This is a genomic window from Amycolatopsis melonis (assembly GCF_040064235.1).
GTDB classification, from domain to species: Bacteria; Actinomycetota; Actinomycetes; order Mycobacteriales; family Pseudonocardiaceae; genus Amycolatopsis; species Amycolatopsis melonis.
The window spans coordinates 202,408-226,999 of record NZ_JBDZYD010000013.1; the positions used below are offsets into that span (position 1 = coordinate 202,408).

The window sequence follows — 24,592 nt, forward strand, 5'->3', positions numbered from 1 at the left end:
CCGGGCCGGAACTCGCGTGATTGGGGGCGGAACTCGCGTGACTGGGCGGGCATCACTCGTGATCCGGCGGGCATCTCGCGTGATTGGGCGGGCATCAGGGCGGACCAGGCGGGGCGGTGGTCCGGTCGGCGGGAAGTTCCTACGAAAGTTCGGTGAATTGGTTCAGACCAGTCCGCACGGACCCGCTGAACTGGGGTTTTGCCGGGGACCGCGTGATCTTGGGAACCCGCGGCTGGGCCGTTCGGCCCATTGACCACGGGGCCGGGCGGAACCTTTACTCGGACGCGTCCAGCGCAGTAACAGGAGTTATCTCCCCGGGCACACCGGAAAGGTTCCCCATGAGATCCCCACGAGGGCTGGCGACGCTCGCCGGCCTGTCCCTGGCCTTCGCGGTGCCGGCGATCCCGGCCGCCGCCTCCGTTCCTCCCGCCGCCACCCCGCCCGAGGCGCTTGCCGCCCGTGCTGCCGACCAGGCCGCCCTTGCCGGCGCCGACCGGCTCGCGAAGGGCGCTGGGGAGGCCTTCGTCCGCACCGGAGTCACCCCGGGTGGCGGCGGGCTCTACTACGCCTCCTACCGGCGCACCTACCACGGCCTGCCGGTCGTCGGCGGGGACGCGGTCGTCGTCGCCGACGGCGCCGGTCGCGTCCGCGGCACCGAAGCCGCGCACACCGCGCCCATCACCGTCAAGACCCAGGCGACACTCAAAGCCGAACAGGCCAAGGCGATCGCCAGGAGCAAGGTGTCCACAGTAGACACCGCGACCGAACCGGAGCTGGTCGTCCTCGCCGGGGACGCCCCGAAACTCGCCTACGAAGTCGTCGTCAGCGGACGCACCGGCGGCAAACCCACCCGCCTGCACGTCTTCGTCGACGGCACCACCGGCGCCGTCCTCGACACCCGCGACGACGTCCGCGAAGCCGGCACCGGCAACTCCTACTACGCCGGCACCGTCTCGATCGACACGTCCGGCTCCGGCAGCTCCTACTCCATGACCGACCCCGGCCGCCGCGGGATCGCCTGCGGCCGCGAGGGCGGCTCGATCTTCACCAAGAGCAGCAACACCTGGGGCAACGGCTCCGGCACCGACCTGGAAACCGCCTGCGTCGACGCGCTCTACAGCGTCCAGACCGAGTGGAAGATGCTCGGCGACTGGCTGGGCCGCACCGGCATCGACGGCGCGGGCGGCGGCTTCCGCGCCAGCGTCGGCCTCAACGACGTCAACGCCTACTGGGACGGCTCCTCGACGCACTTCGGGCACTCCCAGGACAACCGCCGCCAGGCGACGCCGATGGACGTCGTCGGGCACGAGTTCGGTCACGCCGTCTTCCAGACCACGCCCGGCGGCGCCGGGTCCGGCAACGAGAACGGCGGGCTCAACGAGTCCACCGGCGACATCTTCGGCGCGCTCACCGAGTTCTACGCCAACAACCCCGTCGACACTCCGGACTTCACCGTCGGCGAAGGCGTGAACCTCGTCGGCCAGGGCCCGATCCGCTACATGGACAACCCGTCGAAGGTCGGCGACCCGAACTGCTATTCGTCGTCGATCCCGAACACCGAGGTGCACGCCGCCGCGGGCCCGCAGAATCACTGGTTCTACCTGCTTTCCCAGGGCAGCGCCGCCAGCCCGACGTGCAACAACTCGACGGTCACCGGCATCGGCATCCAGAAGGCGGGCAAGATCTTCTACAACGGCCTGCTGAAGAAGACCTCGTCCTGGAACCACCGCGCCGCCCGCAAGGCCACCCTGGAAGCCGCGATCGCGCTGTTCCCGGGCAGCTGCACGGAATTCAACGCCACCAAGGCCGCGTGGGACGCGGTCAGCGTCACCGCCGTCAGCGGCGAGCCCACCTGCAGCGGCCAGCCGCCCGCCGGGAACGACTACTCGCTGACGCTGTCGCCGACGTCGGCGTCCGTCCAACCCGGACAGACGGCGACCACCACGGTGACCACGCGGATCACCTCGGGCAACGCCCAGACCGTCCAGCTGGTGGCGACCGGCCTGCCGGAAGGGGCGAAGGCGACCTTCAGCCCGGCGAGCATCCAGTCCGGCGGGAACGCGACGCTGACCATCACCACCTCGGCAACCACGCCGCAGGGCACCAGCCAGGTGACGGTCACCGGTGACGGCACCGACGCCGACCACACCGCGCAGTTCTCGCTGACCGTCGGCACCGGCACACCGCCGACCGGCTGCGGCGGCCTCGCCGAGTGGGACGCCGCGAAGGCGTACGTGCCCGACGACGTCGTGAGCCACAACGGTCACAAGTGGACGTCGCTGTGGTACTCGACCGGCGCCGAGCCCGGCGCGCCCACCTCGTGGGCCGTGTGGAGCGACGGCGGCGCCTGCTGAACCCGGCCGCGCGGTGGCCGACGACGCCACCGCGCGGCCTACCCTGGACGTCCCGGAGGAAAGGCACCCGTGTGAGCGAGAGCGTCGGCGAACGCCTGCGTGAGCTGCGGACCGCACGCGGCCTCACCCAGCGTGAACTCGCCGGGCCGCAGTACTCCGCGGCCTACGTCTCCTCGGTCGAGACCGGCGCGCGCACGCCGTCGGGGGACGCGCTGCGGTTCTTCGCCCAGCAGCTGGGCATCGACCCGGGCGAGCTGCTCGGCGGCAGCTCACCGCGCGAGCTGATCGAGCTCGACCTCGAGCTGATCGAGACGGCGGAACGGTTCCTGGCAGGCGACGCCCGCCGCGCGACCCCGCGGATGCAGCGGATCCGGCGCCGTGCCGAACGTCTGGAGCGGCCGCGGCAGGCCGGGATCGCGTTGCTGTGGCTGGCCGGGTACTCGACCGGCGACACGCGCACGAAGTACGTCGCCGAGGCCGAAACGACGCTGGCGGACGAGCCGCCGCCGGTGCGGGCGATGGTCGTCCCGCTGCGCGCGAAGGTGCTCAGCGACTGGGGCGAGGTCCAGTATTCGCTGCACCTGCTGGAAACCTGCCACGCCGAGCTGCTGCGCGACGGCTACCCGCAGCCGTCGATGCTGCTGACGTTGCGGGCCTGCATGGCCGAACGGCACCTGCGCCGGGGCGACCTGGAGCGGGCGGCCGGGTACGCCGAGTCGGCGCTGCGGCTGACCCGCGGCGGCCCGGCGGTGCTGGCGGAGCTGACCCGCAGCCACGTCGAGGTGTGCCGCAGTCACCTGGCGGCGGACCGGTTCGCCGACGCGGCCGCGTCGGTCGCCGCGGCCTACGACCTGATGCAGGAACGGGCGCTGCACCCGGCCATGGCCCACTGCCTGCTGGCCAGGGCCCGGATCCGCGACCGGTCGGGTGACGGCGAGGGCGCGCTGGCCGACCTCGCCGCGGCGCGGGAAACGGCGTGGCCGGACGACGTCCCGGCGATCACCGTCGAGCTGGCCGGGGAGTACCTGGCGGCGGGACGGCTGGAGACGGCGGCGACGTTGCTGGAGCAGGTCCGCCCGGCGGTCGTGGCGGGCACGGCACTGGCGGCGGAGCTGCGGCTGCAGCGCGGATCGCTGGCCAGGGCCCGCGGTGACGCCCGCGGCGCGGCCGAGGACCTCCGCGCCGCGGTCGAGCTGGCCACCGGGCTCGGGGCCCGCGGGGTGCTGGTGCGCGCGCTGCGGCCGTTGAGCGAACTGCTCGCCGAAACCGGAAAGCAGACCGAGGCGGCGGACGTGCTGCGCAACGGGCTGATCGCCCTCGGCGCGGAAACCGGCTGAATCCGGGGCAGGGCGGGAATCCCGGTGATCGAGATCGTCCGGCGTTCGGATGGTGTCGGCGACAAACCCTACGAAAGTCGTTCCGGCGCGGAACGCGACGGGAATGCCCTGCTGCGGCGGGGTTTGTACGAATTGATTCGATAATCACGAACGCGGTGTTGGTCCGTTCGGCGCATTGACGCCCCGATCCGCTGATCCTTTACTCGGATGCGTCCGGACGCATACCTGCTGTTGTCCCGCCGGACACGTCTCCCCTCTTTCCCTTACCGGTCCACGATTCTGCCTTCATGGAAGGAAGACCTCGATGACCCATCGTGGGTTCAGGACGGGCCTGGCGGCCGCCGCCGGGCTCGCCATGACGCTCGCCGTGCCGGTGGCCCCGGCCACCGCGGCTCCCCAGGCACCACCCGCCGCTCCGGACGTGGCCGCCGCGCGCGCCGCCGACCAGGCCGCCGTCGCCGGGCTCGACGCGCTCAAGCGCGGCCCGGCCGAAGCGTTCCAGCGGGTCGCCCTGACCGCCGGCGGCGGTGGCCTGTTCTACGGCGCCTACCAGCGGACCTACTCGGGCCTGCGGGTCGTCGGCGGGGACGCGGTCGTCGTCGCCGACGGCGCGGGCCGGGTCCGCGGCACCAGCGCCGCGGAGACCGCGCCGATCACCGTCGGGACGCAGGCGCTGGTCGACGCCGCGAAGGCCGCCGCCACCGCGCGCGCCCAGCTGCCCACTGTGGACAGTGTGTCCACCCCGGAGAAGGTGGTCCTGGCCGGGGCCACGCCGAAGCTGGCCTACGAAGTCGTCGTCTCCGGGCACACCGCCACCGCCCCGAGCAACCTGCACGTCTTCGTCGACGCCGCGACCGGCGCGGTGCTCGACAAGCGCGACGACGTCAGGACGTTCGCCTCCGGCGCCAAGGGCCAGGCCCGGCCGGACAGCGTGGAGGTCGCGGGGACCGGCAACAGCTTCTACGTCGGCAACGTCTCGATCGACACGACGCAGTCCGGCAGCACGTACACGATGCGCGACCCGGGCCGCACCGGCATCAGCTGCGGCCGCGAGGGCGGTTCCGTCTACAGTGGACCGGACAACGACTGGGGCAACGGCTCCGGCACCGACCTCGAGACCGGCTGCGTCGACGTCCTCTACAGCGTCCAGACCGAGTGGAAGATGCTCGCCGACTGGCTGGGCCGCAACGGCATCAACGGCAGCGGCACCGGCTACCCGGCTTCGGTGGGCCTGTCCGACGTCAACGCCTACTGGAACGGCTCGTCGACGCACTTCGGGCACTCGCAGGACAACAAGCGCCAGGCCACTTCGATGGACGTCGTCGGGCACGAGTTCGGGCACGGCATCTTCCAGTTCACCCCGGGTGGCGCCGGTTCCGGCAACGAAAACGGCGGCCTGAACGAGTCCACCGGCGACATCTTCGGTGCGCTCACCGAGGCGTACGCCGGCAATGCCAAGGACACTCCGGACTACGAGGTCGGCGAGGGCGTCAACCTGGTCGGCCAGGGCCCGATCCGCTACATGTACCAGCCGTCCAAGGTGGGCGACCCGAACTGCTACTCGTCGTCGATCCCGAGCACCGAGGTGCACGCCGCGGCCGGCCCGCAGAACCACTGGTTCTACCTGCTCGCCGAGGGCTCGAACCCGGGTGGCGGCAAGCCGTCCAGCCCGACCTGCAACAACTCGTCGGTCACCGGCATCGGCATCCAGAAGGCCGGAAAGATCTTCTACAACGGCCTGCTGAAGAAGACCTCGTCGTGGAACCACAAGGCCGCCCGCAAGGCGACGCTGGAAGCCGCGATCGCGCTCTTCCCGGGCAGCTGCACCGAGTACACCGCCACCAAGGCCGCATGGGACGCCGTCTCCGTCCCGGCCGTCAGCGGCGAGCCGGCCTCGTGCAGCGGCGGCGGGCCGGACTTCTCGGTCGCGCTGAACCCGGCCTCGGGCTCGGTGCAGCCGGGTGCCTCGGCGACCACCACGGTCAGCACCGCGATCACCTCCGGCGCGGCCCAGTCGATCACGCTGTCCGCCTCCGGCCTGCCCGCCGGCGCCACCGCGACGTTCAGCCCGGCAACCATCTCCTCCGGCGGCTCCTCGACGCTGACCATCGCGACGTCGTCGTCGACGCCGACCGGCACCTTCCCGGTCACCGTCACCGCCGACGGCGCCAGCACCGACCACACCGTGCAGTACACGCTGAGCGTCGGCACCACGTCGTCGTGCGCGCCGGTGACCAACTCGACCCGGCTCGACATCCCGGACTACCCGGGTACCGCGGTCAGCAGCACGGTGACCGTGTCCGGCTGCGCGCGCAACGCGTCCGGCACCACCAAGGTCGAAGTCCACATCACCCACACCTACAGCGGTGACCTGGTCCTCGACCTCGTCGCGCCGGACGGCACGGCGTACCGGATGAAGAACTCCAGCAGCACGTCCACTCCGGACATCAACACCACCTACACCGTGAACGCCGCCACCGAGGCGGCCAACGGCGCGTGGCAGCTGCGCATCCGCGACGCCGGCCCCGCCGACACCGGTTACCTCTCCAGCTGGACCCTCACCGTCTGATCCACCCCGGGGCGGCACTTTCCCGTGAAAGGGCCGCCCCGGGTTTTTCTCCCCACCCCACCGAAGGAAATCACCGCCATGAAGTGGAAGACACGACTCGGCGCCGGGGTCACCGCCCTCGCCGCCGTGCTGGGTGCCGTCACCGCACCAGCGGCCACCGCCGCTCCGGCCGCGACGCTCGCCGCGCCCGACATCTCGCTCGCCAACGTCAAGGCCCACCTCAACCAGCTGCAGGCCATCGCGAACAACAACGGCGGCACGCGTTCGGCCCGCGGTGGCGGGTACGCGGCGTCGGTGTCCTATGTGGAGAACCTGCTCAAGCAGGCCGGGTACACCACGACCCGGCAGACGTGCACCAGCTGCCTCGGGCAGTCGCAGAACCTCATCGCCGAGTGGCCGCAGGGCGACGCGAGCCAGGTCATCATGCTCGGTGCGCACCTGGACAGCGTGAGCGCCGGCCCGGGCATCAACGACAACGGCTCGGGCAGCGCGTCGATCCTCGAGGTCGCGCTGACGCTGGCCCGCACCAACCCGGCGATGGCCAAGCGCGTCCGCTTCGGCTGGTGGGCCGACGAGGAGTCCGGCCTGGTCGGCTCCAAGTACTACGTCAACAATCTGCCGAGCACCGAACGCACGAAGATCAAGACCTACCTCAACTTCGACATGATCGGCTCCAAGAACTGGGGCTACTTCGTCTACGACGACGTCGCGTCGATCAAGGCGGTCTTCGACGAGTACTTCACCTCGATCGGCATCCCGACCGAGGGCGACAGCGAAGGCGACGGCCGCTCCGACCACGCGTCGTTCAAGAACGCGGGCATCCCGGTCGGCGGCCTGGCCACCGGCGCGGGCGACATCAAGAGTTCGGCGCAGGCGCAGAAGTGGGGCGGCACCGCGGGTGCGCCGTTCGACAACTGCTACCACCGCGCCTGCGACACGACGTCGAACATCCCGGACGCGCCGCTGGAGAAGAACAGCGACGCGATCGCGTACGCGCTGTGGAAGCTGGCAGTCGCCCCGACGCAGGGCAACGACTTCTCCGTCTCGCTGAACCCGGCGTCCGGCACTGTCCAGCCGGGACAGTCGCTGCAGGTGGCCGTCAGCACCGCGACGACGTCCGGCAGCGCGCAGTCGATTGCGCTGTCCGCGTCCGGCCTGCCCGCCGGGGCGACGGCGTCCTTCAGCCCGGCGACCATCTCCTCGGGCGGCTCGTCGACCCTGACCATCACGACGTCGTCGTCGACGCCGACCGGCACGTTCCCGGTCACGGTGACCGCCGACGGCGCGAACGCCGACCACACGGCGACGTTCTCCCTCGGCGTCGGCAGCTCGTCGTGCGCCCCGGTCACGAACGCGGCCCGGCTGGACATCCCGGACTACCCGGGTGCCGCGGTCAGCAGCACCGCGAACGTGGCGGGCTGCGCGCGCAACGCGTCCGGCACCACCAAGGTCGAAGTCCACATCACCCACACCTACCGCGGTGACCTGGTGATCGACCTCGTCGCCCCGGACGGCACGGCGTACCGGCTGAAGAACTCCAGCAGCGACTCGACGCCGAACCTCGACACCACCTACACGGTCGACGCCTCCTCCGAAGCCGCGAACGGGGCCTGGCGGCTCCGCATCCGCGACGTCGGCCCGGCCGACACCGGCTACCTGTCCAGCTGGACGCTCACCGTCTGACCCTCTCCGGGGGCGGGGCGGTTTGCGGGGTCTGTCGCCCCCCCGGGTTTTTTTATACCCCCCCGACCCCGCGCGGGGGGGGGAACTTGCCCGGCACGGGGCCGCCCCGGAGATTTGTCTAGACCACCCGATCGTCGGTAGCCGGCTTGGGAGGTGGCTTCTATCGTGAGGGGACGCCCCTCAACGACGATGGGAGCCGGTATGAAAACCCGTTGGCTCGGCGGCATTCTGGCGGCACTGCTCGCCGTTCCCCTGCTCGTGGCGGCCCCCGCGCACGGGACGGTCCAGGCCGACACGTGCCCGGTGAAGTCCCGGCCCGCCGGCAAGGTCCTGCAGGGATACTGGGAGAACTGGGACGGCGCCGCGAACGGCGTCCACCCCGGCCTCGGCTGGATCCCGATCACCGACACACGCATCGCGCAGCACGGCTACAACGTCGTCAACGCCGCGTTCCCGGTGATCCGCTCCGACGGCACGGTGCTGTGGGAGGACGGGATGGACGCCGGGGTCAAGGTGTCCACCCCGGCCGAGATGTGCGCGGCCAAGGCCGCGGGCGCGACGATCCTGCTGTCCATCGGCGGCGCGGCCGCGGGGATCGACCTGTCGTCGGCGACGGTCGCGGACCGGTTCGTCGCCACGGTCGTGCCGATCCTCAAGCGGTACAACTTCGACGGGATCGACATCGACATCGAGACCGGGCTCACCGGCAGCGGCAACATCAAGACGCTTTCGGCGTCACAGGCCAACCTGATCCGCATCATCGACGGCGTGCTCGCGCAGATGCCGTCGAACTTCGGGCTGACGATGGCGCCGGAGACGGCGTACGTGACCGGCGGCAGCATCACCTACGGCTCGATCTGGGGCGCGTACCTGCCGATCATCAAGAAGTACGCGGACAACGGCCGCCTGTGGTGGCTGAACATGCAGTACTACAACGGATCCATGTACGGCTGCAGCGGCGATTCCTACCAGGCCGGGACCGTGCAGGGCTTCACCGTCCAGACGCAGTGCCTCAACAATGGCCTGGTCGTGCAGGGCACGACGATCCGCGTGCCGTACGACAAGCAGGTCCCGGGCCTGCCCGCCCAGCCCGGCGCGGGTGGCGGGTACATGTCGCCGAGCCTGGTTTCCCAGGCGTGGCGGTCGGTTCCGGGCCTGAAGGGCCTGATGGACTGGTCGATCAACTGGGACGGCTCGAAGGGCTGGACGTTCGGGAACAACGTCAAGTCCCTGCAGGGCCGCTGAACCGGGCGGCGAAACGACATGAACGAGTCGTTCACCTCGTCCGACGACATGAACGAGTCGTTCATGACGTCGAGCGGGCCACCGCCAGGGCCGGGCAGGGCCGCTGAGCTTCAGGAAGTGCCCGCCGGGATCGGGTCGTCGTACTCGCCCGGCGGGCCGGCGTAGGCGCGGCCGTCGGGGAAGGGCCACGGGTTCGGGACGCAGCCGTGCAGGCCGAGCGTCTGCTGCTCCATCACTGGCGCCGGACGGCCAGGGCCGGGGCACAGCTCGTGGCCGCGGCCGAGCCGGTGCCCGGTCTCGTGCGTGACCATGTACTGGCGGTAGACCTCCAGCGAGGCGCCGTAGTTCGGCACCGCGTTGGCCCAGCGGGCCACGTTCAGGACGACGTTGCTGCCGTTGCGGCACGAGGTGTAGCCGTCCGGGGTGCCGCCGCACAGCTTGTTCCGGCTCGACGGCGTCGCCAGGTAGATCGTGAAGTCGGCGGGCTCGTCGGGACCGACGTGCTGCAGCCGCCACTGGCCGCCTGCCGTCCAGCCGCGCGGGTCGCCGAGGATGGCGCGGATCCGGGCGGCGAACTCGGCAGGCCCGACGCCGTCGATGTCGGTCTCCATGGCAATCCGGTAGCGCATCAGCCGTCCCCGGGCACCGGCCACCTCGTCGCTGCCCGGGGTGAACATCCACTGTCCGGACCCGGTCTGCGGGAACGTGACGGCGACCTCGACGGGCGCGGGCTGCGTCACCGGCTCGCGTTCGGCCGGCGGCGGCGGGATCGAGGTGGCGTCCCCGATCGCCGTGACGACCGGCCCGGCCGCGGGCGCGGCGACGGGCTGTCTTTCACAGCCGGCAACCGCCAGGACAAGCACGGCGACGGCCGCGGCCCGGCTGACGGTCTTCGGCATGGTCCCTCCCGGATGCGCTTTCACCGGGAGATACGGGCGGCGGCGGCGAAAAGTTGCGGTGACGCCCGACGACTGTGCGTCACCGCAGCTCAGCCGTGCGTCTGTGACGACGGCCACACCCCGGTTCAGCCCAGGAACTTGCGCAGCACCTCGGTCACCTGGCGGATTTCCGCCACCCGGACGTTCTCCTCCTGCGTGTGCGCCAGGGTCGGGTTGCCCGGGCCGAAGTTCACCGCCGGCATGCCCAGTGCCGCGAAGCGCGCGACGTCCGTCCAGCCCAGCTTCGCTGCCGCGCGGCCGCCCGCCGCGGCCACCAGTTCCGCCGCCGCCGGCGCCGACAGGCCCGGCAGCGCGCCCGGCGAAACGTCCACAACGGACAGCTCGAAACCGTCGAACACCTCGCGCAGGTGCCGTTCCGCGGCCGCCGGGTCGCGGTCCGGGGCGAAGCGGTGGTTGACCGTCAGCACGGCCGCGTCCGGGACGACGTTGCCCGCGACGCCGCCGCTGATCGCCGTCGCCTGCAGGCCCTCGCGGTAGGTGAGGCCGTCGATGTCGACGATCCGCGGCGTGTACTCCGCCAGCCGCCGCAGCGGCTCGGCGAGCGCGTGGATCGCGTTCTCGCCCATCCACGCCCGCGCGGTGTGCGCGCGCTTGCCGGAAAACCGCAGCTCGACGCGCATGGTGCCCTGGCAGCCTGCCTCGATCACCGCGTTCGACGGCTCCCCGACGATCGCCAGGTCCCCGGCCAGCCACTCCGGCAGCTCGCGCTCGATCCGGCCGAGGCCGTTCTTGACCGCTTCGACCTCTTCGTTGTCGTAGAAGACGAAGGTGACGTCGTGCCGGGGCTCCGGCAGCGTCGCCGCCAGGTGCAGGAAGACCGCGTCGCCGCCCTTCATGTCGACCGAGCCGAGGCCGTGCAGGACCTCGTCGTCGCCGGTGCCCTCGCGCCGTGACGGGAAGTTGGCGTTCTCCGGCACGGTGTCCAGGTGCCCGGCGAGCACGATCCGCGAATTGCGGCCGAGGTTCGTCCGCGCGAGGACGGCGTCGCCGTTGCGGACGACCTCCAGGTGCGGGGCCTGCTTCTCGAGCGCTTCCTGCACGGCCGTGGCGAGTTCGGCTTCGCTGCCGGACACGCTGAAGGTGTCCACCAGCGCCGCGGTCAGGTCTACGGGGTCGGCGTGCAGGTCGAGGCTCATACCCCGCACGCTACCGTGGGGACGTGCGTAGGTTCCCGGTCGCCGTCGGCGGTGCGTTGCTGGTCCTGACCCTGTCCGCCTGCGGGAACGAGGCCGGGCCGACACCCCCGCGCCAGGGCGGCGAGCCGGGTCCGGACGCCCTGCCGACGAAGCTGGCCGCGCTGACCGTCGACCAGTGCTACGCGAGCCCGCGCACCCAGCTGCCGAAGGGCTGTGAGAAGTACGTCACGGAGGTCGGCAACGTGCCGGGCGCGGCCCGCAAGCGCGCGGGCGACCGCGATCCGCTGCTGACCGCGGGTGCCGACGCGCTCGACAAGGCCGTCGGCTCGTTCCGCAGCGCGGGCTGCACCACCGTGCCCGCCGCGGGCGGTCCCTGCACACAGGCTCTCGTCGACATCGCGGGCGCGCTTTCGGACCTGAAGAAGCAGGTGGACGCGCGGCCCACGAGTGGTTGATCCGCGTCACTCGACTACGGTGAGGGCCGTGAGCGAGCAGAGCCCGAACCCCGAAACGACCGGCGCCAGCGGCGTCGGGCTGGCCACCGTCACCGCCGACGGGACGGTTCTCGACACCTGGTACCCGCAGCCCAAGCTGACCGAGACCGGCGCGTCCGGCACCGAGCGCCTGAGCGCGGAAGAGGCCACCGAGCTGCTCGGCGAGGCCGCCGCGGCGCTGCTCGGCCCCGACACCGACCGCGGGGTCGAGGTCGTCGCCGTCCGCACCACGATCGGCAGGCTCGCCGACGCGCCCGCGGACACCCACGACGTCTACCTGCGGCTGCACCTGCTCTCGCACCGGCTGGTCCGCCCGCACGGGCAGAGCCTCGACGGGATCTTCGGCCTGCTCGCCAACGTCGTGTGGACCAACCACGGCCCGTGCCCGGTCGAAGGGTTCGAGACGACCCGGCTGCGGCTGCGCTCGCGCGGCCCGGTGACCGTGTACAGCGTGGACAAGTTCCCGCGGATGGTCGACTACGTGCTGCCTTCGGGCGTGCGGATCGGCGACGCGGACCGCGTCCGGCTCGGCGCGCACCTGGCCTCCGGCACGACGGTGATGCACGAGGGCTTCGTCAACTTCAACGCCGGCACGCTCGGCGCGTCGATGGTCGAAGGCCGGATTTCGGCGGGCGTGGTGGTCGGCGACGGCTCGGACGTCGGCGGCGGCGCGTCGATCATGGGCACGCTCTCCGGCGGCGGCAAGGAGACGATCTCCCTGGGCGAGCGCTGCCTGATCGGCGCGAACGGCGGCGTCGGGATCTCGCTGGGCGACGACACGGTCGTCGAGGCCGGGCTGTACGTCACGGCGGGCACGAAGGTCGTCGTCGAGGGCAAGGTCGTGAAGGCCCGCGAGCTGAACGGCATCTCGGGCGCGGTGTTCCGCCGCAACTCCGCGACGGGCGCGGTCGAGGTCGTGCCGCGGACCGGCGCCGGCGTCGAGCTGAACGCGGCCCTGCACGCCAACGACTGAAGCCTAGAATTCATGGCGTGACCATCGGATCGCTGCCGCGTACCCCGGCCGAGCTGGGCCTGCCGGACCGGCCGGTCGAAGCGGGCCCGGCCGATCCGGCGGTCCACCACGTGCGGGCCAAGCTCGACCGGGAGATCCGCGCGCTGCTGGCGTACGAACCCGGCACGCGCTCCGGCGCCGATCCCGAGGACCTGCACCAGATGCGCGTCGCACTGCGGCGGATGCGCAGCATCCTCAAGCTGTCCGGACGGCTGGTCGGGGACGGCGCCGAGCCGGTGCGCGCGGAACTGGGCTGGCTCGGCCAGTCGCTGGGCGAGGTGCGCGACTACGACGTCCTCATCGGGCACCTGCGCGAGGTCATCGCCGGCTTCGAGGTCCGCGACCAGGCCGCCGGGCGCCGCCTGGTGTCCCGGTTCGTCGCCGAGCGCGCCACGGCGAAGCGGCGGCTGACCCGCGCGCTGTCCAGCGCCCGCTATTCGACGCTGCTGCGGGAGGTCAGCCTCCTGACCCGCGACCGCGCGGTGCCGCCGGACCCCGGACGGCCGCACGACCTGGTCGCCGGGCTGGCGAAGCCGCACCGCAAGCTGGCCAAGGCCGTCCGGGCGCTGCCCGCCGACCCGCCGGACGACGACCTGCACGCCCTGCGCATCCACGGCAAGAAGCTGCGCTACGCCGCCGAGCTGGCCCAGACGGCGGCGAAGAAGAAGCAGGCCGCGCGGCTCAAGACCCTGATCAAGGCGACGAAGGAGTTCCAGACCGTGCTGGGCGACCACCAGGACGCGGTGGTCGCGGCCGAGCGGATGCGCACGGTCCTGGACACCGCGGACGGCCCGGTCGGCTTCGTCGCCGGCCGCATCGCCGAGCGCGAACTGGCCCGCCGCGCCGAAGCCCGCGCGGCCTGGCGGGACGCCTGGGAAGCGGTGGACGCGGCCGCGAAGGCCCTCCACGCCTGAAGGGCCAACGGGCCTTCAGGAGATCGACCAGACGTGGTTGTCCGGCCGGATCAGCACCCGCGTGCCCGGCCGCACGTCGTAGGCCGCGTAGGCGTGGCCGCCCTCGTCGAGCAGGTCCGTTCCCGTCGCCACGCTCCCCGCGGGCAGGATCCGGACGCCGGACCCGGGAACGTCGCCGAAGCGCAGTTCCGTCGCGTGCGGCCCGCGGAACAGCTCGAACAGCCGGACCCGCTTGCCGTTGGCGTCCACCAGCGGCGCGTCCGGTGCCCGGTCCCCCGGCCGCAGCGCTCCCGTCCCGGCCGGGGACAGCGGGCCGCCTCGGTAGGTGATGTCCAGCTGCCGGGTCTCCTCGCCGCGGCGGTGGGCGTCCTCGTCGCCGTCGACGTACTTCTGCAGCAGCCCGGTCGCGATGCCGAGCACGCGGGCCGCGACCGTCCGCCGCTCGGCCTCGTAGCTGTCGAGCAGCTCCGGTGCGCCGTCCGCCAGCTTCCAGCCGAGGTTGTAGGCGTCCTGGATGCCGGTGTTCAGGCCCTGGCCGCCGGTCGGCGGGTGGACGTGCGCCGCGTCGCCTGCCAGGAAGACCCGGCCTTCGCGGAAGCGCGCCGCCAGCCGGACGTTCGGCCGCCACACGGTCGACCACGCCAGGTCGGACAGCGTGACCCCGCCGCCGGAGAGCGCGTCGAGCCGCGCCTGGATCGCCGGCAAAGCCGTCTCCACCTCGACTTCGCCGTCGCCGAGCGGGGCGCCGAACTGGAAGTGCGGCGTGCCCGGCAGCGGGCTGAACATCATGCCGCGCATCGGATCCTCCGGCGCGCCGAACCAGTGGCCGTAGCCGCGGTCGAGGCCGTCGGCCCGGACGTCGCCGAGCAGCATCCGGATCGACTCGTCCGTGCTGCCCTCGAACGGGATGCCCAGCGCCTTGCGCACGAAGCTCTTCCCGCCGTCGGCGCCGACCAGGTATTCCGCGCGGACGGTCTCGCCCGTGCTCAGTCTCGCCATGACGCCGTCGGCGTCCTGCTCGAAGCCGGTCAGCGCGGTGCCCAGCTCGACGCGCACGCCGAACTCGGCCAGCCGGTCGCGCAGGATGCCCTCGGTCTGCGACTGCCCCAGGAACCAGCCGTTCGGGTACGGCTTCGACGGCGTCGGCTCGACCGGGTCGGCCATCATCCGCTCGCCGACGACCTCGCCGCCGACGTGGATCTTCATCGGCACCGGCGGCCCGCCCGCGGCGAGCACCGCGTCGAGCACGCCGAGGTCCTCGAACACCTCCAGCGTGCGCGGCTGGATCCCGTCGCCGCGCGAGCCGGCGAAGTACGCCTGCGCCTGGTCGACGATCCGCACGGCGACGTCGCGCCGCGCCAGCTCGATGGCCAGCGTCAGCCCGGTCGGTCCCGCCCCCGCGATCAGCACCCGCACGTCCATGCCATCCTCCAGTGAATTCTGATTCAGTGAATCTGGATTCAGAATGACGCTGCTAGCGTCCCGTGTCAAGGGAGGTGCCGATGAGCCGCAGGGAGATGGCCGCGGAGACCGAGGCGGCGCTCAAGGCCGCGGCCAAGCGCGTCTTCGCCCGCAAGGGCTACCTGAACACGAAGATCACCGACATCACCGCCGAGGCGGGCCGGGCCGCGGGGTCGTTCTACAACCACTTCGCGAGCAAGGAAGAGCTGCTCGAAGCGCTCCTGGCCGACATCGCGGCCTCGGGCGACGAGAACGCCGAGCGGGCCGACCACCTCGCCGACTTCAGCGACCCGGCCGCGGTGCGCTGGCACGTCAAGCAGTACTGGGACTTCTACCGCGAGAACGCCGCGACCATGCTCGCCCTGCGCCAGGCGGCAATGGTCAGCGACTCGTTCGCGCGCACGCTGGCGAAGTTCGGCGCGTCCCAGGCGGCCGACCTCGACGACCACCTCGCCCACGTCACCCGCGCGGGCCTGCGGCTGCCGACCACACCGGACCGCTGCGGCATGCTGATGTACAACCTCGTCGACTCGTTCGCGGCGACCTGGCTGCACGGCTCCCCGCCGGACTGGACACCGCCGACGGACGAGGAGGCGGTCGAGCTGCTCACCCGGTTCGTCTACCGGGGACTGACCGGCCGGGACTACTGAGTCAGCCGCTCCACGGCGGTGTCGACGCGCTCGTCGGTCGCGGTCAGCGCGACGCGGACGTGCCTGCCGCCCTTCGGGCCGTAGAACGTGCCCGGTGCCACCAGGATCCCGCGCTCGGCCAGCCAGCCGACCGTCGCGGCGGCGTCCTCGTCGCGGGTGGCCCACAGGTACAGGCCCGCTTCGGAGTGGTCGATGCGGAAGCCGTTGTCCTGCAACGCCTTCCGCAGGGCGAGCCGGCGGCGGGCGTACCGCTCGCGCTGGACGGCCAGCGCGTCGTCGTCGGCCAGTGCGGCGACCATCGCCTCCTGGACCGGGCGCGGCACGATCATGCCCGCGTGCTTGCGGACCTCCAGCAGCCGCTTGATCAGCCGCGGGTCACCGGTCAGGAACCCGGCGCGGTAGCTGGCCAGGTTCGCCGACTTCGACAGCGAGTGGACCGCGATCAGGCCGTCCGTGCGGCCGCCGCAGACGTCCGGGTGCAGCACCGACAGCGGGTCGGTCTCCCAGCCCAGCGCCAGGTAGCACTCGTCGGAGACCACGACGACGTCGCGCTCGCGCGCCCATTCGACGACCTTGCGCAGGTGCTCGGCCGGCAGCACCTTGCCGGTCGGGTTGGACGGCGAGTTCAGCCAGATCATCGCCGGCCGCTGCGGGCCGAGCGCGGTCAGGCCGTCGGCCCGCAGGATCGACGCGCCCGCCAGCAGTGCCCCGACCTCGTAGGTCGGGTAGGACAGCTCCGGGATGACGACGAGGTCGCCCGGCCCGAAGCCGAGCAGCCGCGGCAGCCAGGCCACGGCCTCCTTGGACCCGATCGTCGGCAGGACGGCGTCCGGGTCGATGCCCTCGACGCCGTGCCGCCGCGCGAGCGCCGCGCGGGCGGCGTCGCGCAGCGCCGGGATGCCGTGCGTGGTCGGGTACCCGGGGATCTCCGACACCGACGCGAGCGCGGCGCGGATGCGGTCCGGGACCGGGTCGACCGGGGTGCCGATGGACAGGTCGACGACCCCGCCGGGATGCGCCTGCGCCGTGGCCTTGACCTCGGCGAGCGAATCCCAGGGGAAGTCGGGCAGCGAGATGCGGCTCATTCGCCCTGCGGGGGCAGCGCCTTGACGAAGGCCGGGTCGTTGGCGGTCTTGCCCACCTTGGACGCGCCGCCGGGCGAGCCCAGCTCGTCGAAGAAGTCGACGTTGGCCTTGGTGTAGTCCGACCAGTTGTCCGGGACGTCGTCCTCGTAGTAGATCGCTTCGACCGGGCAGACCGGCTCGCAGGCGCCGCAGTCGACGCACTCGTCCGGGTGGATGTACAGCATCCGCTCGCCCTCGTAGATGCAGTCCACGGGGCACTCGTCGATACACGCCTTGTCGAGCACGTCGACGCAGGGCTCGGCGATCACGTAGGTCACTGCGCACTCCTGCTTTTCTCTGCAAACAGCCAGTCGGTGCCGACACTACGCGGTTCGGGCACCCGTTCGGTTGGTGAGGCAAGCCTTAGCCATACCCCGGGTATGGCGCTCACCTCTGCCGACGGCGCGGGGGCGGGGTCGCCCGCGCGTCGCCGGTGATGACGAACCGCGGCTTGGGCGCTTCGTCCTCGGTCTTCTTCTCCCCCACGGCCCGGTTGAACCCTTCGGAGATCTCGTCGACGAGCTTCTCGCTGTGCCGCTCGTCCTTGCGCTGGATGCCCACGGCCACCTCCTCCAGGAAATCCGTTCCCGCGGCGTTCACCGCCTCGGTCACAATCTAGCCGTGAACGCGCCCGAGACGCTCGAAATCGCCTGCAGCAGAGCATGGCCGCCGCTGGTCGAGGAGCCACTCGGCGACTGGCGGCTGCGCTGGGCGGACGGGTTCACCGGCCGCGCGAACAGCGTGCTGGCCGTGGGCGGCCCCGGCCGTCCGGTGCCGGAGGCCCTGCGCGCGGTGTGTGACTTCGCCCACGATCGGGGGATCGCCCCGATGGTCCAGGTGGTCCGGGACAGCCCGAACGAGCACGCGATCGCGGCGGCGGGCTGGGTCCCGGCGACCGGCCACGGCGCCGGGCACGAGGTCGCCGTCCTCACCGGTGCCCTGACCGGCGGGCCCGCCGGTCCCGGCGCCGCGGTGCTGGACGAACCGACGACGGGCTGGTGGGAGCTGGTGCTGGGGTCCGGGGAGGACTCGCCCGCGGCCCGGCAGGTGCTGACCGGCGGGAAGGTCGGCTATGGCGTGGTCGTGGACGGCGACGTCACCGCGGCCGCCGTCCGGGGTGCCCTGGTGGACGGCTGGCTGCACGTCGGACGGCTCGCCGTGCGGCCGGAGTTCCGGCGGCGCGGGCTGGCGTCGGTGCTGATGGGCGCGCTGCACGCCTGGGGCGCGGAACAGGGAGCCGGCCGCGCGGTGTTGCAGGTCGCGGAGGGCAATTCGGGCGCGCTCGCGCTCTACGCGGGGCTCGGCTACGCCCTGCACCACAGATACCGGTACTGGGTGCCCGCACCCGGCTCGTGCGAGGATTCGACGTCGTGAAGATCGTGGTAGTGGTCGGCGGAGTGGGCGGGGCCCGCTTCCTGCTGGGTGTCAAGGCGGCGCTGGGCATGCCCGCCGAGGGAAGTGGCGAGTCGCCGCACGAGGTGACGGCGCTGGTCAACACCGGCGACGACGTCTGGATGCACGGCCTGCGGATCTGTCCCGACCTGGACACCTGCATGTACACCCTGGGCGGCGGGATCGACAAAGAACGCGGCTGGGGGCACGCGGGCGAGACCTGGGTGGTCAAGGAGGAGCTGGCCGCCTACGGCGCCGAGCCGACCTGGTTCGGCCTCGGCGACAAGGACATCGCCACCCACCTGATCCGGTCGCGGATGCTGCGGGCGGGCTACCCGCTCTCGGCGGTGACCGAAGCCCTGTGCGACCGCTGGCAGCCCGGCGTCCGGCTCCTGCCGATGTCCGACGACCGCGTCGAGACGCACGTCGTCATCGACGACCCCGAGCAGGACGGGCAGCAGAAGGCCATCCACTTCCAGGAGTGGTGGGTGCGCTACCGCGCCGAGCCGAAGGCGCACTCGATCGTCGCGGTCGGCAACGACGAGGCCAAGCCCGCGCCGGGTGTCCTGGAGGCCATCTCGGGCGCGGACGCGGTGCTGTTCGCGCCGTCCAACCCGGTCGTCTCGGTGGGCACCGTGCTGGGGGTGCCGGGCGTGCGGGACGCGCTGCGCAAGACGTCCGCCGGTGTCGTCGGCGTGTCCCCGATCATCGGCGGCAAGGCGCTGCGCGGGATGGCCGACGCGTGCCTGACCGCGATCGGCGTCGAGACCTCGGCCGAGGCCGTCGGCCGCCACTACGGCTCGCGCAAGGACGGCGGCGTGCTCGACGGCTGGCTGATCGCCGAGGGCGAGACCGCCGACGTGCCGGGCGTGACCGTCCGCGACGTGCCGCTGCTGATGTCCGATGTGGACGCGACCGCGGCGATGGCCCGCGCCGCCCTCGACCTGGCTGGAGCCCCCGTTGACTGACCACGCTTCCCCGAAGCTGGAGATCCTGCCCGTCACCGGGCTGCCCGAGTTCCGGCCCGGCGACGACCTGACCGGTGCGATCGTGGCGGCCGCGCCCTGGCTGCGCTCGGGCGACGTCCTGGTCGTGACCAGCAAGATCGTCTCGAAGGCCGAGGGCAGGCTGGTCCGCGTCCCCGCCGACCCCGAGGCCCGCGACGCCGAGCGCCGCAAGCTCGTCGAGCAAGAGGCGGTGCGGGTCGTCGCGCGGATCGCGCGGACGGTGATCACCGAGAACCACCTGGGCATCGTGCAGGCGGCGTCCGGGATCGACGCGTCCAATGTGGCCGGTGACGAGGTCGCGCTGCTGCCCGCCGACCCGGACGCCTCGGCGCTGGCGCTGCGCAACGGCCTGCGTGAACGGCTCGGCGTCGAGGTGGCGGTGCTGATCACCGACACCATGGGCCGCGCCTGGCGGGTCGGGCAGACCGACGCGGCGATCGGCGCGTCCGGGCTGCGCGTGCTGCACGCCTACCGCGGGCAGGTCGACGGCCAGGGCAACGAGCTGGCCGTCACCGAGGTCGCCGTCGCCGACGAGCTGGCCGCGGCCGCCGACCTGGTCAAGGGCAAGCTCGGCGGGACGCCGGTCGCGGTCGTCCGCGGGCTGTTCCCCGATGACGACGGCTCGACCGCGCGCGACCTGGTCCGCCCGCTGGAGGAGGACCTCTTCCGGCTCGGCACGAACGAGGCGATCGCGCAGGGGCGCCGGGAAGCCGTCCCGGCGCGGCGGTCGGTGCGGCAGTTCTCCGACGAGCCGGTCGACCCCGAGGCGCTGCGCCGCGCGGTGGGTTCGGCGCTGACCGCGCCCGCGCCGCACCACACGCACCCGGTGCGGTTCGTCTGGCTGCGCGACCCGGGCCTGCGGCAGAAGCTGCTGGACGCGATGCGCGAGTCGTGGCGGGCCGACCTGTCCGGCGACGAGTTCACGCCGGAGCAGATCGCGAAGCGGCTCAGCCGCGGCGACATCCTGTACCGGGCACCGGAAGTCGTGCTGCCGTTCCTGGTCCCGGACGGCGCGCACACCTACCGCGACGCCCGCCGCAACGACTGCGAGAAGACGATGTTCACCGTCGCCGGCGGCGCGGCGGTGCAGGGCCTGCTGGTCGCGCTGGCGGCCGAAGGGCTGGGCTCGTGCTGGATCGGGTCGACGATCTTCGCCGCGGACGTCGTCCGGGACGTCCTCGGCCTCGACGAACGCTGGCAGCCCCTGGGTTCGGTGGCGATCGGCGTACCGGCGTCCGATCCGGGATCGCGTGGTCCCGTTTCGCCCGGCGACGGGCTGCTGGAGCTGTGAGCCTGCACGCGGACGCCGTCACGACACTGGAGTCGTGGCGGCCCGCGGACCCGGCGCAGGAATCGCTGCGGCAGGCGTTCCTGGGGTTCCTGGCCGCGCGTGAGGATGCCTGTCAGCGTTCGTGCGCGGCCGGGCACCTGACCGCGTCGGCCGTGGTCCTGGACCACACGGGCACGCGGGTGCTGCTGACCCTGCACCCGCGCGTCGGCCGGTGGCTGCAGCTCGGCGGGCACTGCGAGCCGTCGGACACGACGCTGGCGGGCGCGGCGCTGCGGGAGGCCACCGAGGAGTCCGGGATGTCCGGGCTGCGGATCTCCGCCGCGCCGGTGCACCTGGACGTCCACCCGATCACGTGCTCGCTCGGCGTGCCGACGCGGCACTTCGACGTCCGGTTCGCGGTGCACGCCCCGCCGGGAGCGGCGCCGGTGCGCAGCGAGGAGTCCGACGACCTGCGGTGGTGGCCGGTGGACGCGCTGCCCGCGGGGTCGGAAGATCTGGCCGATCCGGTGAAAGCGGCCATTCCTGTCGGTGCCGGGCACTAGCCTGGGCAGCGGACAGGGAGGACCACATGGCAACGCAGTTCCCCGAGCGGGTGCACTACCACTCCGGAGGCGGCGGCGACACCGGCGTGTTCGGCTACATCGTGCTCGGCCTGATCGTCCTGGGCATCATCGTGTTCATCATCGCGGTGATCGTCCGGGTGACGAAGATGCGCCGCGAGGAGGCGATGAAGAACGGCGGGCAGTTCCCGCCGGCGGGTGGCTTCCCACAGGGTGGCTTCCCGGCTCAGCAGGCTGGCTTCGCGCAGCCGGGTTCGCCGCCGCCGTCGCAGGGTTTTCCGGCGCAGCAGCCTGGTTCGCCGTCGCAGGGATTTCCGGCGCAGCAAGGGTTCCCCGCTTCGCCGCAGGGCTTTCCGGCTTCGCCACAGCAGGGCTTCCCGGCGCAACCGGGCTTCCCCGCGCAACCCGGGTTCCCGCAGCAGCAGCCGGGGTATCCGCCCGCGCCGCAGCAGTATGCGCCGCAGGGGCAGTCGTTCCCGCAACAGCCGTTGCCGGGGCCGGGAGCGGGTCCGCAGAGCTGGTGATCGTCCCGTTCGACAGCAGTTCGCCGGTCCCGCCGTTCGAGCAGGTGCGGTCCGGGCTGGCGGCGCGGATCAACGACCGGAGCCTGGCGGTGGGCACGAAGCTCCCGACGGTCCGGCAGCTGGCGGCCGACCTCGGCATAGCGCCGAACACGGTGGCCCGCGCGTACCGCGAACTGGAGGAAGCGGGCCTGATCGAGACGCGAGGCCGGGCTGGCAGCTTCGTGGCGGCCTCGGGCGACCAGAGCCGCCGCCGGGCCCAGCAGGCGGCGGCCGAGTACGCGAGGACGACCCGTAAGCTCGGCCTCGACGACGCCGAGGCGCTGTCGATCGTCCGCGCCGCACTCGACGAGGGAACTGCCTGATGCTCGGAGTTTCGGTCCTGATGCTGCTGATCGGCCTGGTGGTCGTGGCGGTGATCGTCGGCGTGGTGCTGCTGATCGTGAAGTCGAGCAAGCCGAAGCCGCCGTACCCGGGGTACCAGCAGCCGGGCTACCCACCCCAGCAGGGCTATCCCGGCCAGCAGGGTTATCCGGGCCAGCAGCCCCCGGGCTACCCGGCCCAGCAGCAGTACCCGGCCCAGCAGCCCTTTCCCGGCCAGCAGGACTTCCCGCCGCAGCAGGCCTTCCCGGGCCAGCAGCCCCCACAGCAGGGCTACCCCGGCCAGCAGCAAGGCTTTCCAGCCCAGCAGAACTTCCCGGAACAGCAGCAGCCAGGCCACCCCGGCCAGCAGCAGAACTTACCGGGCCAGCAGGGCAACCCCGGCCAACCCCCGTTCCCGCCCCAGCAGGGCGGCTATCCCCCGCCGCAGTAAGCCCAGCCCTAAAGCGAGGCTCCAGGGGTCCTCACATGGCGCGATAGTCGCGCAGCCCGATCCGCGGCCCGAACCGCGGCCGCGCATACCCGGCCGCCTCCAGGTACCGCACGGCCCGCTGCCGCTGCGGGGCGTACGGTGCCAGCAGCTCGGCCATGCCCGCGTCGTCGAGTTTCGTGCCCAGCAACGCGTTTCCCACCATCGACGGGATGTTGTAGTCGCCGAAACTCACCGCGTCCGGGTCGCCCCAGGCGCGCTGGGCGATCTCCGCCGCCGTCCACACGCCGATGCCCGGCACCTGCCGCAGCCAGTGCCGTCCTTCGAGCCCGCCCAGTTCCACCGCGTGCTCCAGATGGGGTGCGATGCGGGCCGCGTTGAGCAGTGTTGTGCGGCGCTTGATGTCGACGCCCGCGCGGTGCCAGTGCCAGTCCGGCAGTGACCGCAGTGTCTCCGGGGACGGCGGGACGCGCAGGCGTTCGGGCGCCGGGCCGGGCGGGCGCGCCCCGAAGCGGCGGCACAGCTCCGCCCACGAGCGGATTGCCTCCTTGCCCGCCACCTTCTGCTCCAGCACCGCGAGCACCAGCCAGTCCCACACGACTCCGGTCGCGCCGAGCCGCAGTCCCGGGTTCGCCCGCCGGGCGCGCGCGACGGCGTCGTGGTGGGCGACGAAGCCGGAGTCGTCGTCGTTCGCCCCCAGCAACGACGGGACGCCGGCGAGCAGGCGGTCCTTCGCCTCGCCCCAGGCCGCCGCCTCGATCCGGCCGTCCGGCAGGCGGCGCAGCGCCAGCGTGCCGGGGCCGTCCGGGGTGTTGGCCGCGAGCCAGGTGATGCCGCGCTCGTCGGTGAGGATGTTGAGCGAGCCGCGGCCGCGCTTCAGCGGACCCAGGACTCCGCCCAGGTCGACCTCGAACGCGGGACGCCAGAACATCGGCCTACGCGTCGCTCGAGAAGCGGATGGAACCGTCGGGCAGCACGGTGTCGGGCCAGACGCGGGCGCCCTCGAGCAGCTCGCAGCCCGCCCCGACGGACACGCCGTCGCCCAGCACCACGCCCCGCAGCACCGCGCCGGCCCCGACGCGTGCGCCGTGCCCGAGCACCGAGCGCTCGACCACCGCGCCTTCGGAGACGGCCGCGCCGTCGAACAGGACCGAGCCGTCGATCTTCGCGCCCGGGCCGACCACCGCCGCGACGCCGATCGTGGAGCCGCCGGACAGCTGGGCGTCCTCGGCGACGGACGCGCCGTCGAGCACGAGGAAGTCGCCGGGACGGCCGGGCAGCGCCGACGTCGGCGCCACGCCCCGCACCAGGTCGGCCGAGCCGCGGACGAACGCCTCCGGCGTGCCGACGTCCAGCCAGTAGGACGCGTCGACGAAGCCCTGGATGTGCGCGCCCTGCTCCAGCAGCTGCGGGAACGTCTCGCGCTCGACCGACACCCGCCGTCCGGCCGGGATGGCCTCGATCACCGGACGGCGGAAGACGTAGCAGCCGGCGTTGATCTGGTCGGTCGGCGGGTCCGGCGTCTTCTCCAGGAAGGCCTGCACGCGCCCGGTCTCGTCGGTGGGCACCGACCCGAACCGGCTCGGGTCGGGCACGCGCTGCAGGTGGAGGGTGACGTCGGCCCCGGACTCGCGGTGCACGCGCAGCTGCTCGCCGAGGTCCGCGCCGGAGAGGATGTCGCCGTTGAAGACCATCACGTGGTCGGCACGCAGCTTGCCGTAGACGTTGCGGATGGCGCCCGCGGTGTCGAGCGGCTCCTCCTCGACCACGTACTCCAGGTCGAGGCCGAGGGCCTTCCCGTCGCCGAAGTACTCCTCGAACACCTCGGCCCGGTAGCTCGTGCCCAGCACGACGTGCCGGATGCCGGCCTCGCGGATGCGGGAGAACAGGTGGCTCAGGTACGGCGTGCCCGCCGTCGGGAGCATCGGCTTCGGGGCCGAAAGGGTGAGCGGGCGCAGCCGGGTGCCCTTGCCCCCGACCAGCACAACGGCGTCGACCTCGACCTCGGACGTCACGGAAATCTCCTCTTGTATCACGCACCGCTGAGCGACAAGCCGCGGGAAACCCTGACG

Annotated in this window: 24 protein-coding genes; 16 read left to right on the forward strand and 8 right to left on the reverse strand. The window is 72.4% G+C overall.

The window, feature by feature from the left end:
* Nucleotides 1-338 precede the first annotated feature (338 nt).
* The 5 genes from ABJI51_RS32315 to ABJI51_RS32335 all read left to right on the forward strand — a co-directional run bounded on the left by ABJI51_RS32315 (nt 339) and on the right by ABJI51_RS32335 (nt 9,188).
* Nucleotides 339-2,354: a M4 family metallopeptidase gene (locus ABJI51_RS32315; protein ID WP_348954840.1), complete on the forward strand. Its 2,016-nt coding sequence runs from the start codon at nt 339-341 to the stop codon at nt 2,352-2,354.
* A 71-nt stretch (nt 2,355-2,425) separates the two neighbouring features.
* Nucleotides 2,426-3,691, forward strand: a complete 1,266-nt coding sequence (locus tag ABJI51_RS32320; protein WP_348954841.1) for a helix-turn-helix domain-containing protein — start codon at nt 2,426-2,428, stop codon at nt 3,689-3,691.
* 304 nt (nt 3,692-3,995) lie between these two features.
* Entirely contained in the window at nt 3,996-6,260 is a 2,265-nt protein-coding gene (locus ABJI51_RS32325; RefSeq protein ID WP_348954842.1) for a M4 family metallopeptidase, read from the forward strand.
* Nucleotides 6,261-6,338: 78 nt separating this feature from the next.
* Nucleotides 6,339-7,943 (forward strand): M28 family peptidase, encoded by a 1,605-nt coding sequence (locus tag ABJI51_RS32330; protein WP_348954843.1) that lies wholly within the window; start codon nt 6,339-6,341, stop codon nt 7,941-7,943.
* Between the two features lie 201 nt (nt 7,944-8,144).
* Nucleotides 8,145-9,188, forward strand: a complete 1,044-nt coding sequence (locus ABJI51_RS32335; RefSeq protein ID WP_348954844.1) for a chitinase — start codon at nt 8,145-8,147, stop codon at nt 9,186-9,188.
* A 110-nt stretch (nt 9,189-9,298) separates the two neighbouring features.
* Here the strand turns inward: ABJI51_RS32335 and ABJI51_RS32340 are convergent, their stop codons facing one another.
* Both ABJI51_RS32340 and dapE read right to left on the reverse strand, forming a co-directional pair.
* Nucleotides 9,299-10,087 carry a DUF3152 domain-containing protein gene (locus tag ABJI51_RS32340; protein ID WP_348954845.1) on the reverse strand — a complete coding sequence of 263 codons (789 nt, stop codon included), beginning with the start codon at nt 10,085-10,087 and terminating at the stop codon, nt 9,299-9,301.
* 125 nt (nt 10,088-10,212) lie between these two features.
* Nucleotides 10,213-11,283, reverse strand: coding sequence for a succinyl-diaminopimelate desuccinylase (gene dapE, locus ABJI51_RS32345; protein ID WP_348954846.1), 1,071 nt, complete (start codon nt 11,281-11,283; stop codon nt 10,213-10,215).
* A gap of 23 nt (nt 11,284-11,306) precedes the next feature.
* Here dapE and ABJI51_RS32350 point away from each other — a divergent pair, with 23 nt between their 5' ends.
* Genes ABJI51_RS32350 through ABJI51_RS32360 form a run of 3 tightly spaced genes read left to right on the forward strand, consistent with a single transcriptional unit; the run spans nt 11,307 to nt 13,703 of the window.
* The gene (locus ABJI51_RS32350) at nt 11,307-11,738 is read left to right on the forward strand and encodes a hypothetical protein (RefSeq protein WP_348954847.1); all 432 of its coding nucleotides are present in this window, start codon (nt 11,307-11,309) and stop codon (nt 11,736-11,738) included.
* A gap of 28 nt (nt 11,739-11,766) precedes the next feature.
* Nucleotides 11,767-12,750, forward strand: a complete 984-nt coding sequence (dapD, locus tag ABJI51_RS32355) for a 2,3,4,5-tetrahydropyridine-2,6-dicarboxylate N-succinyltransferase (protein WP_348954848.1) — start codon at nt 11,767-11,769, stop codon at nt 12,748-12,750.
* Nucleotides 12,751-12,767: 17 nt separating this feature from the next.
* A complete protein-coding gene (locus tag ABJI51_RS32360) occupies nt 12,768-13,703 on the forward strand; it encodes a CHAD domain-containing protein (RefSeq protein ID WP_348954849.1) in 936 nt (311 codons plus the stop codon).
* Between the two features lie 15 nt (nt 13,704-13,718).
* On the opposite strand, the gene ABJI51_RS32365 is transcribed toward ABJI51_RS32360, so the two are convergent.
* The gene (locus ABJI51_RS32365) at nt 13,719-15,125 is read right to left on the reverse strand and encodes an FAD-dependent monooxygenase (RefSeq protein ID WP_348954850.1); all 1,407 of its coding nucleotides are present in this window, start codon (nt 15,123-15,125) and stop codon (nt 13,719-13,721) included.
* Between the two features lie 80 nt (nt 15,126-15,205).
* Here ABJI51_RS32365 and ABJI51_RS32370 point away from each other — a divergent pair, with 80 nt between their 5' ends.
* Nucleotides 15,206-15,814: a TetR/AcrR family transcriptional regulator gene (locus ABJI51_RS32370; protein WP_348954851.1), complete on the forward strand. Its 609-nt coding sequence runs from the start codon at nt 15,206-15,208 to the stop codon at nt 15,812-15,814.
* Here ABJI51_RS32370 and dapC read toward each other — a convergent pair.
* The 3 genes from dapC to ABJI51_RS32385 form a co-directional block, all read right to left on the reverse strand.
* Nucleotides 15,808-16,899 carry a succinyldiaminopimelate transaminase gene (gene dapC, locus ABJI51_RS32375; protein ID WP_348954852.1) on the reverse strand — a complete coding sequence of 364 codons (1,092 nt, stop codon included), beginning with the start codon at nt 16,897-16,899 and terminating at the stop codon, nt 15,808-15,810. The two genes, ABJI51_RS32370 and dapC, sit on opposite strands and share 7 nt — an antisense overlap.
* A complete protein-coding gene (gene fdxA, locus ABJI51_RS32380) occupies nt 16,896-17,216 on the reverse strand; it encodes a ferredoxin (protein WP_285455838.1) in 321 nt (106 codons plus the stop codon). The genes dapC and fdxA overlap by 4 nt, the downstream gene beginning before the upstream one ends.
* 109 nt (nt 17,217-17,325) lie before the next feature.
* Entirely contained in the window at nt 17,326-17,550 is a 225-nt protein-coding gene (locus ABJI51_RS32385) for a hypothetical protein (protein ID WP_348955021.1), read from the reverse strand.
* Between the two features lie 9 nt (nt 17,551-17,559).
* On the opposite strand from ABJI51_RS32385, the gene ABJI51_RS32390 reads away from it, so the two are divergent.
* From ABJI51_RS32390 to ABJI51_RS32420, 7 genes are read left to right on the forward strand one after another with little or no spacing between them, the layout of a single operon-like run.
* A complete protein-coding gene (locus tag ABJI51_RS32390) occupies nt 17,560-18,312 on the forward strand; it encodes a GNAT family N-acetyltransferase (protein ID WP_348954853.1) in 753 nt (250 codons plus the stop codon).
* Nucleotides 18,309-19,298: a 2-phospho-L-lactate transferase gene (cofD, locus tag ABJI51_RS32395; protein WP_348954854.1), complete on the forward strand. Its 990-nt coding sequence runs from the start codon at nt 18,309-18,311 to the stop codon at nt 19,296-19,298. Before ABJI51_RS32390 ends, cofD begins: the two co-directional genes overlap by 4 nt.
* A complete protein-coding gene (locus ABJI51_RS32400; protein ID WP_348954855.1) occupies nt 19,234-20,628 on the forward strand; it encodes a coenzyme F420-0:L-glutamate ligase in 1,395 nt (464 codons plus the stop codon). The genes cofD and ABJI51_RS32400 overlap by 65 nt, the downstream gene beginning before the upstream one ends.
* The gene (locus tag ABJI51_RS32405; protein ID WP_348954856.1) at nt 20,625-21,170 is read left to right on the forward strand and encodes an NUDIX hydrolase; all 546 of its coding nucleotides are present in this window, start codon (nt 20,625-20,627) and stop codon (nt 21,168-21,170) included. Before ABJI51_RS32400 ends, ABJI51_RS32405 begins: the two co-directional genes overlap by 4 nt.
* Before the next feature lie 26 nt (nt 21,171-21,196).
* On the forward strand, nt 21,197-21,712 hold the full coding sequence (locus ABJI51_RS32410; protein WP_348954857.1) for a hypothetical protein: 516 nt from the start codon (nt 21,197-21,199) through the stop codon (nt 21,710-21,712).
* Nucleotides 21,709-22,074, forward strand: coding sequence for a GntR family transcriptional regulator (locus ABJI51_RS32415; protein ID WP_348954858.1), 366 nt, complete (start codon nt 21,709-21,711; stop codon nt 22,072-22,074). The genes ABJI51_RS32410 and ABJI51_RS32415 overlap by 4 nt, the downstream gene beginning before the upstream one ends.
* On the forward strand, nt 22,074-22,523 hold the full coding sequence (locus ABJI51_RS32420; protein ID WP_348954859.1) for a hypothetical protein: 450 nt from the start codon (nt 22,074-22,076) through the stop codon (nt 22,521-22,523). Before ABJI51_RS32415 ends, ABJI51_RS32420 begins: the two co-directional genes overlap by 1 nt.
* Before the next feature lie 31 nt (nt 22,524-22,554).
* On the opposite strand, the gene ABJI51_RS32425 is transcribed toward ABJI51_RS32420, so the two are convergent.
* A complete protein-coding gene (locus tag ABJI51_RS32425; protein ID WP_348954860.1) occupies nt 22,555-23,451 on the reverse strand; it encodes a DNA-3-methyladenine glycosylase family protein in 897 nt (298 codons plus the stop codon).
* A gap of 4 nt (nt 23,452-23,455) precedes the next feature.
* Nucleotides 23,456-24,535, reverse strand: a complete 1,080-nt coding sequence (gene manB / locus ABJI51_RS32430; protein ID WP_348954861.1) for a mannose-1-phosphate guanylyltransferase — start codon at nt 24,533-24,535, stop codon at nt 23,456-23,458.
* Nucleotides 24,536-24,592: the final 57 nt, after the last annotated feature.

Coding starts and splice junctions, on each gene's coding strand:
- ABJI51_RS32315 (WP_348954840.1), top strand. CDS start 339: ATGAGATCCCCACGAGGGCTGGCGACGCTCGCCGGCCTGTCCCTGGCC.
- ABJI51_RS32325 (WP_348954842.1), top strand. CDS start 3,996: ATGACCCATCGTGGGTTCAGGACGGGCCTGGCGGCCGCCGCCGGGCTC.
- ABJI51_RS32330 (WP_348954843.1), top strand. CDS start 6,339: ATGAAGTGGAAGACACGACTCGGCGCCGGGGTCACCGCCCTCGCCGCC.
- ABJI51_RS32335 (WP_348954844.1), top strand. CDS start 8,145: ATGAAAACCCGTTGGCTCGGCGGCATTCTGGCGGCACTGCTCGCCGTT.
- ABJI51_RS32340 (WP_348954845.1), bottom strand. CDS start 10,087: ATGCCGAAGACCGTCAGCCGGGCCGCGGCCGTCGCCGTGCTTGTCCTG.
- dapE (WP_348954846.1), bottom strand. CDS start 11,283: ATGAGCCTCGACCTGCACGCCGACCCCGTAGACCTGACCGCGGCGCTG.
- ABJI51_RS32365 (WP_348954850.1), bottom strand. CDS start 15,125: ATGGACGTGCGGGTGCTGATCGCGGGGGCGGGACCGACCGGGCTGACG.
- ABJI51_RS32370 (WP_348954851.1), top strand. CDS start 15,206: ATGAGCCGCAGGGAGATGGCCGCGGAGACCGAGGCGGCGCTCAAGGCC.
- dapC (WP_348954852.1), bottom strand. CDS start 16,899: ATGAGCCGCATCTCGCTGCCCGACTTCCCCTGGGATTCGCTCGCCGAG.
- ABJI51_RS32400 (WP_348954855.1), top strand. CDS start 19,234: ATGTGGACGCGACCGCGGCGATGGCCCGCGCCGCCCTCGACCTGGCTG.
- ABJI51_RS32410 (WP_348954857.1), top strand. CDS start 21,197: ATGGCAACGCAGTTCCCCGAGCGGGTGCACTACCACTCCGGAGGCGGC.
- ABJI51_RS32420 (WP_348954859.1), top strand. CDS start 22,074: ATGCTCGGAGTTTCGGTCCTGATGCTGCTGATCGGCCTGGTGGTCGTG.
- ABJI51_RS32425 (WP_348954860.1), bottom strand. CDS start 23,451: ATGTTCTGGCGTCCCGCGTTCGAGGTCGACCTGGGCGGAGTCCTGGGT.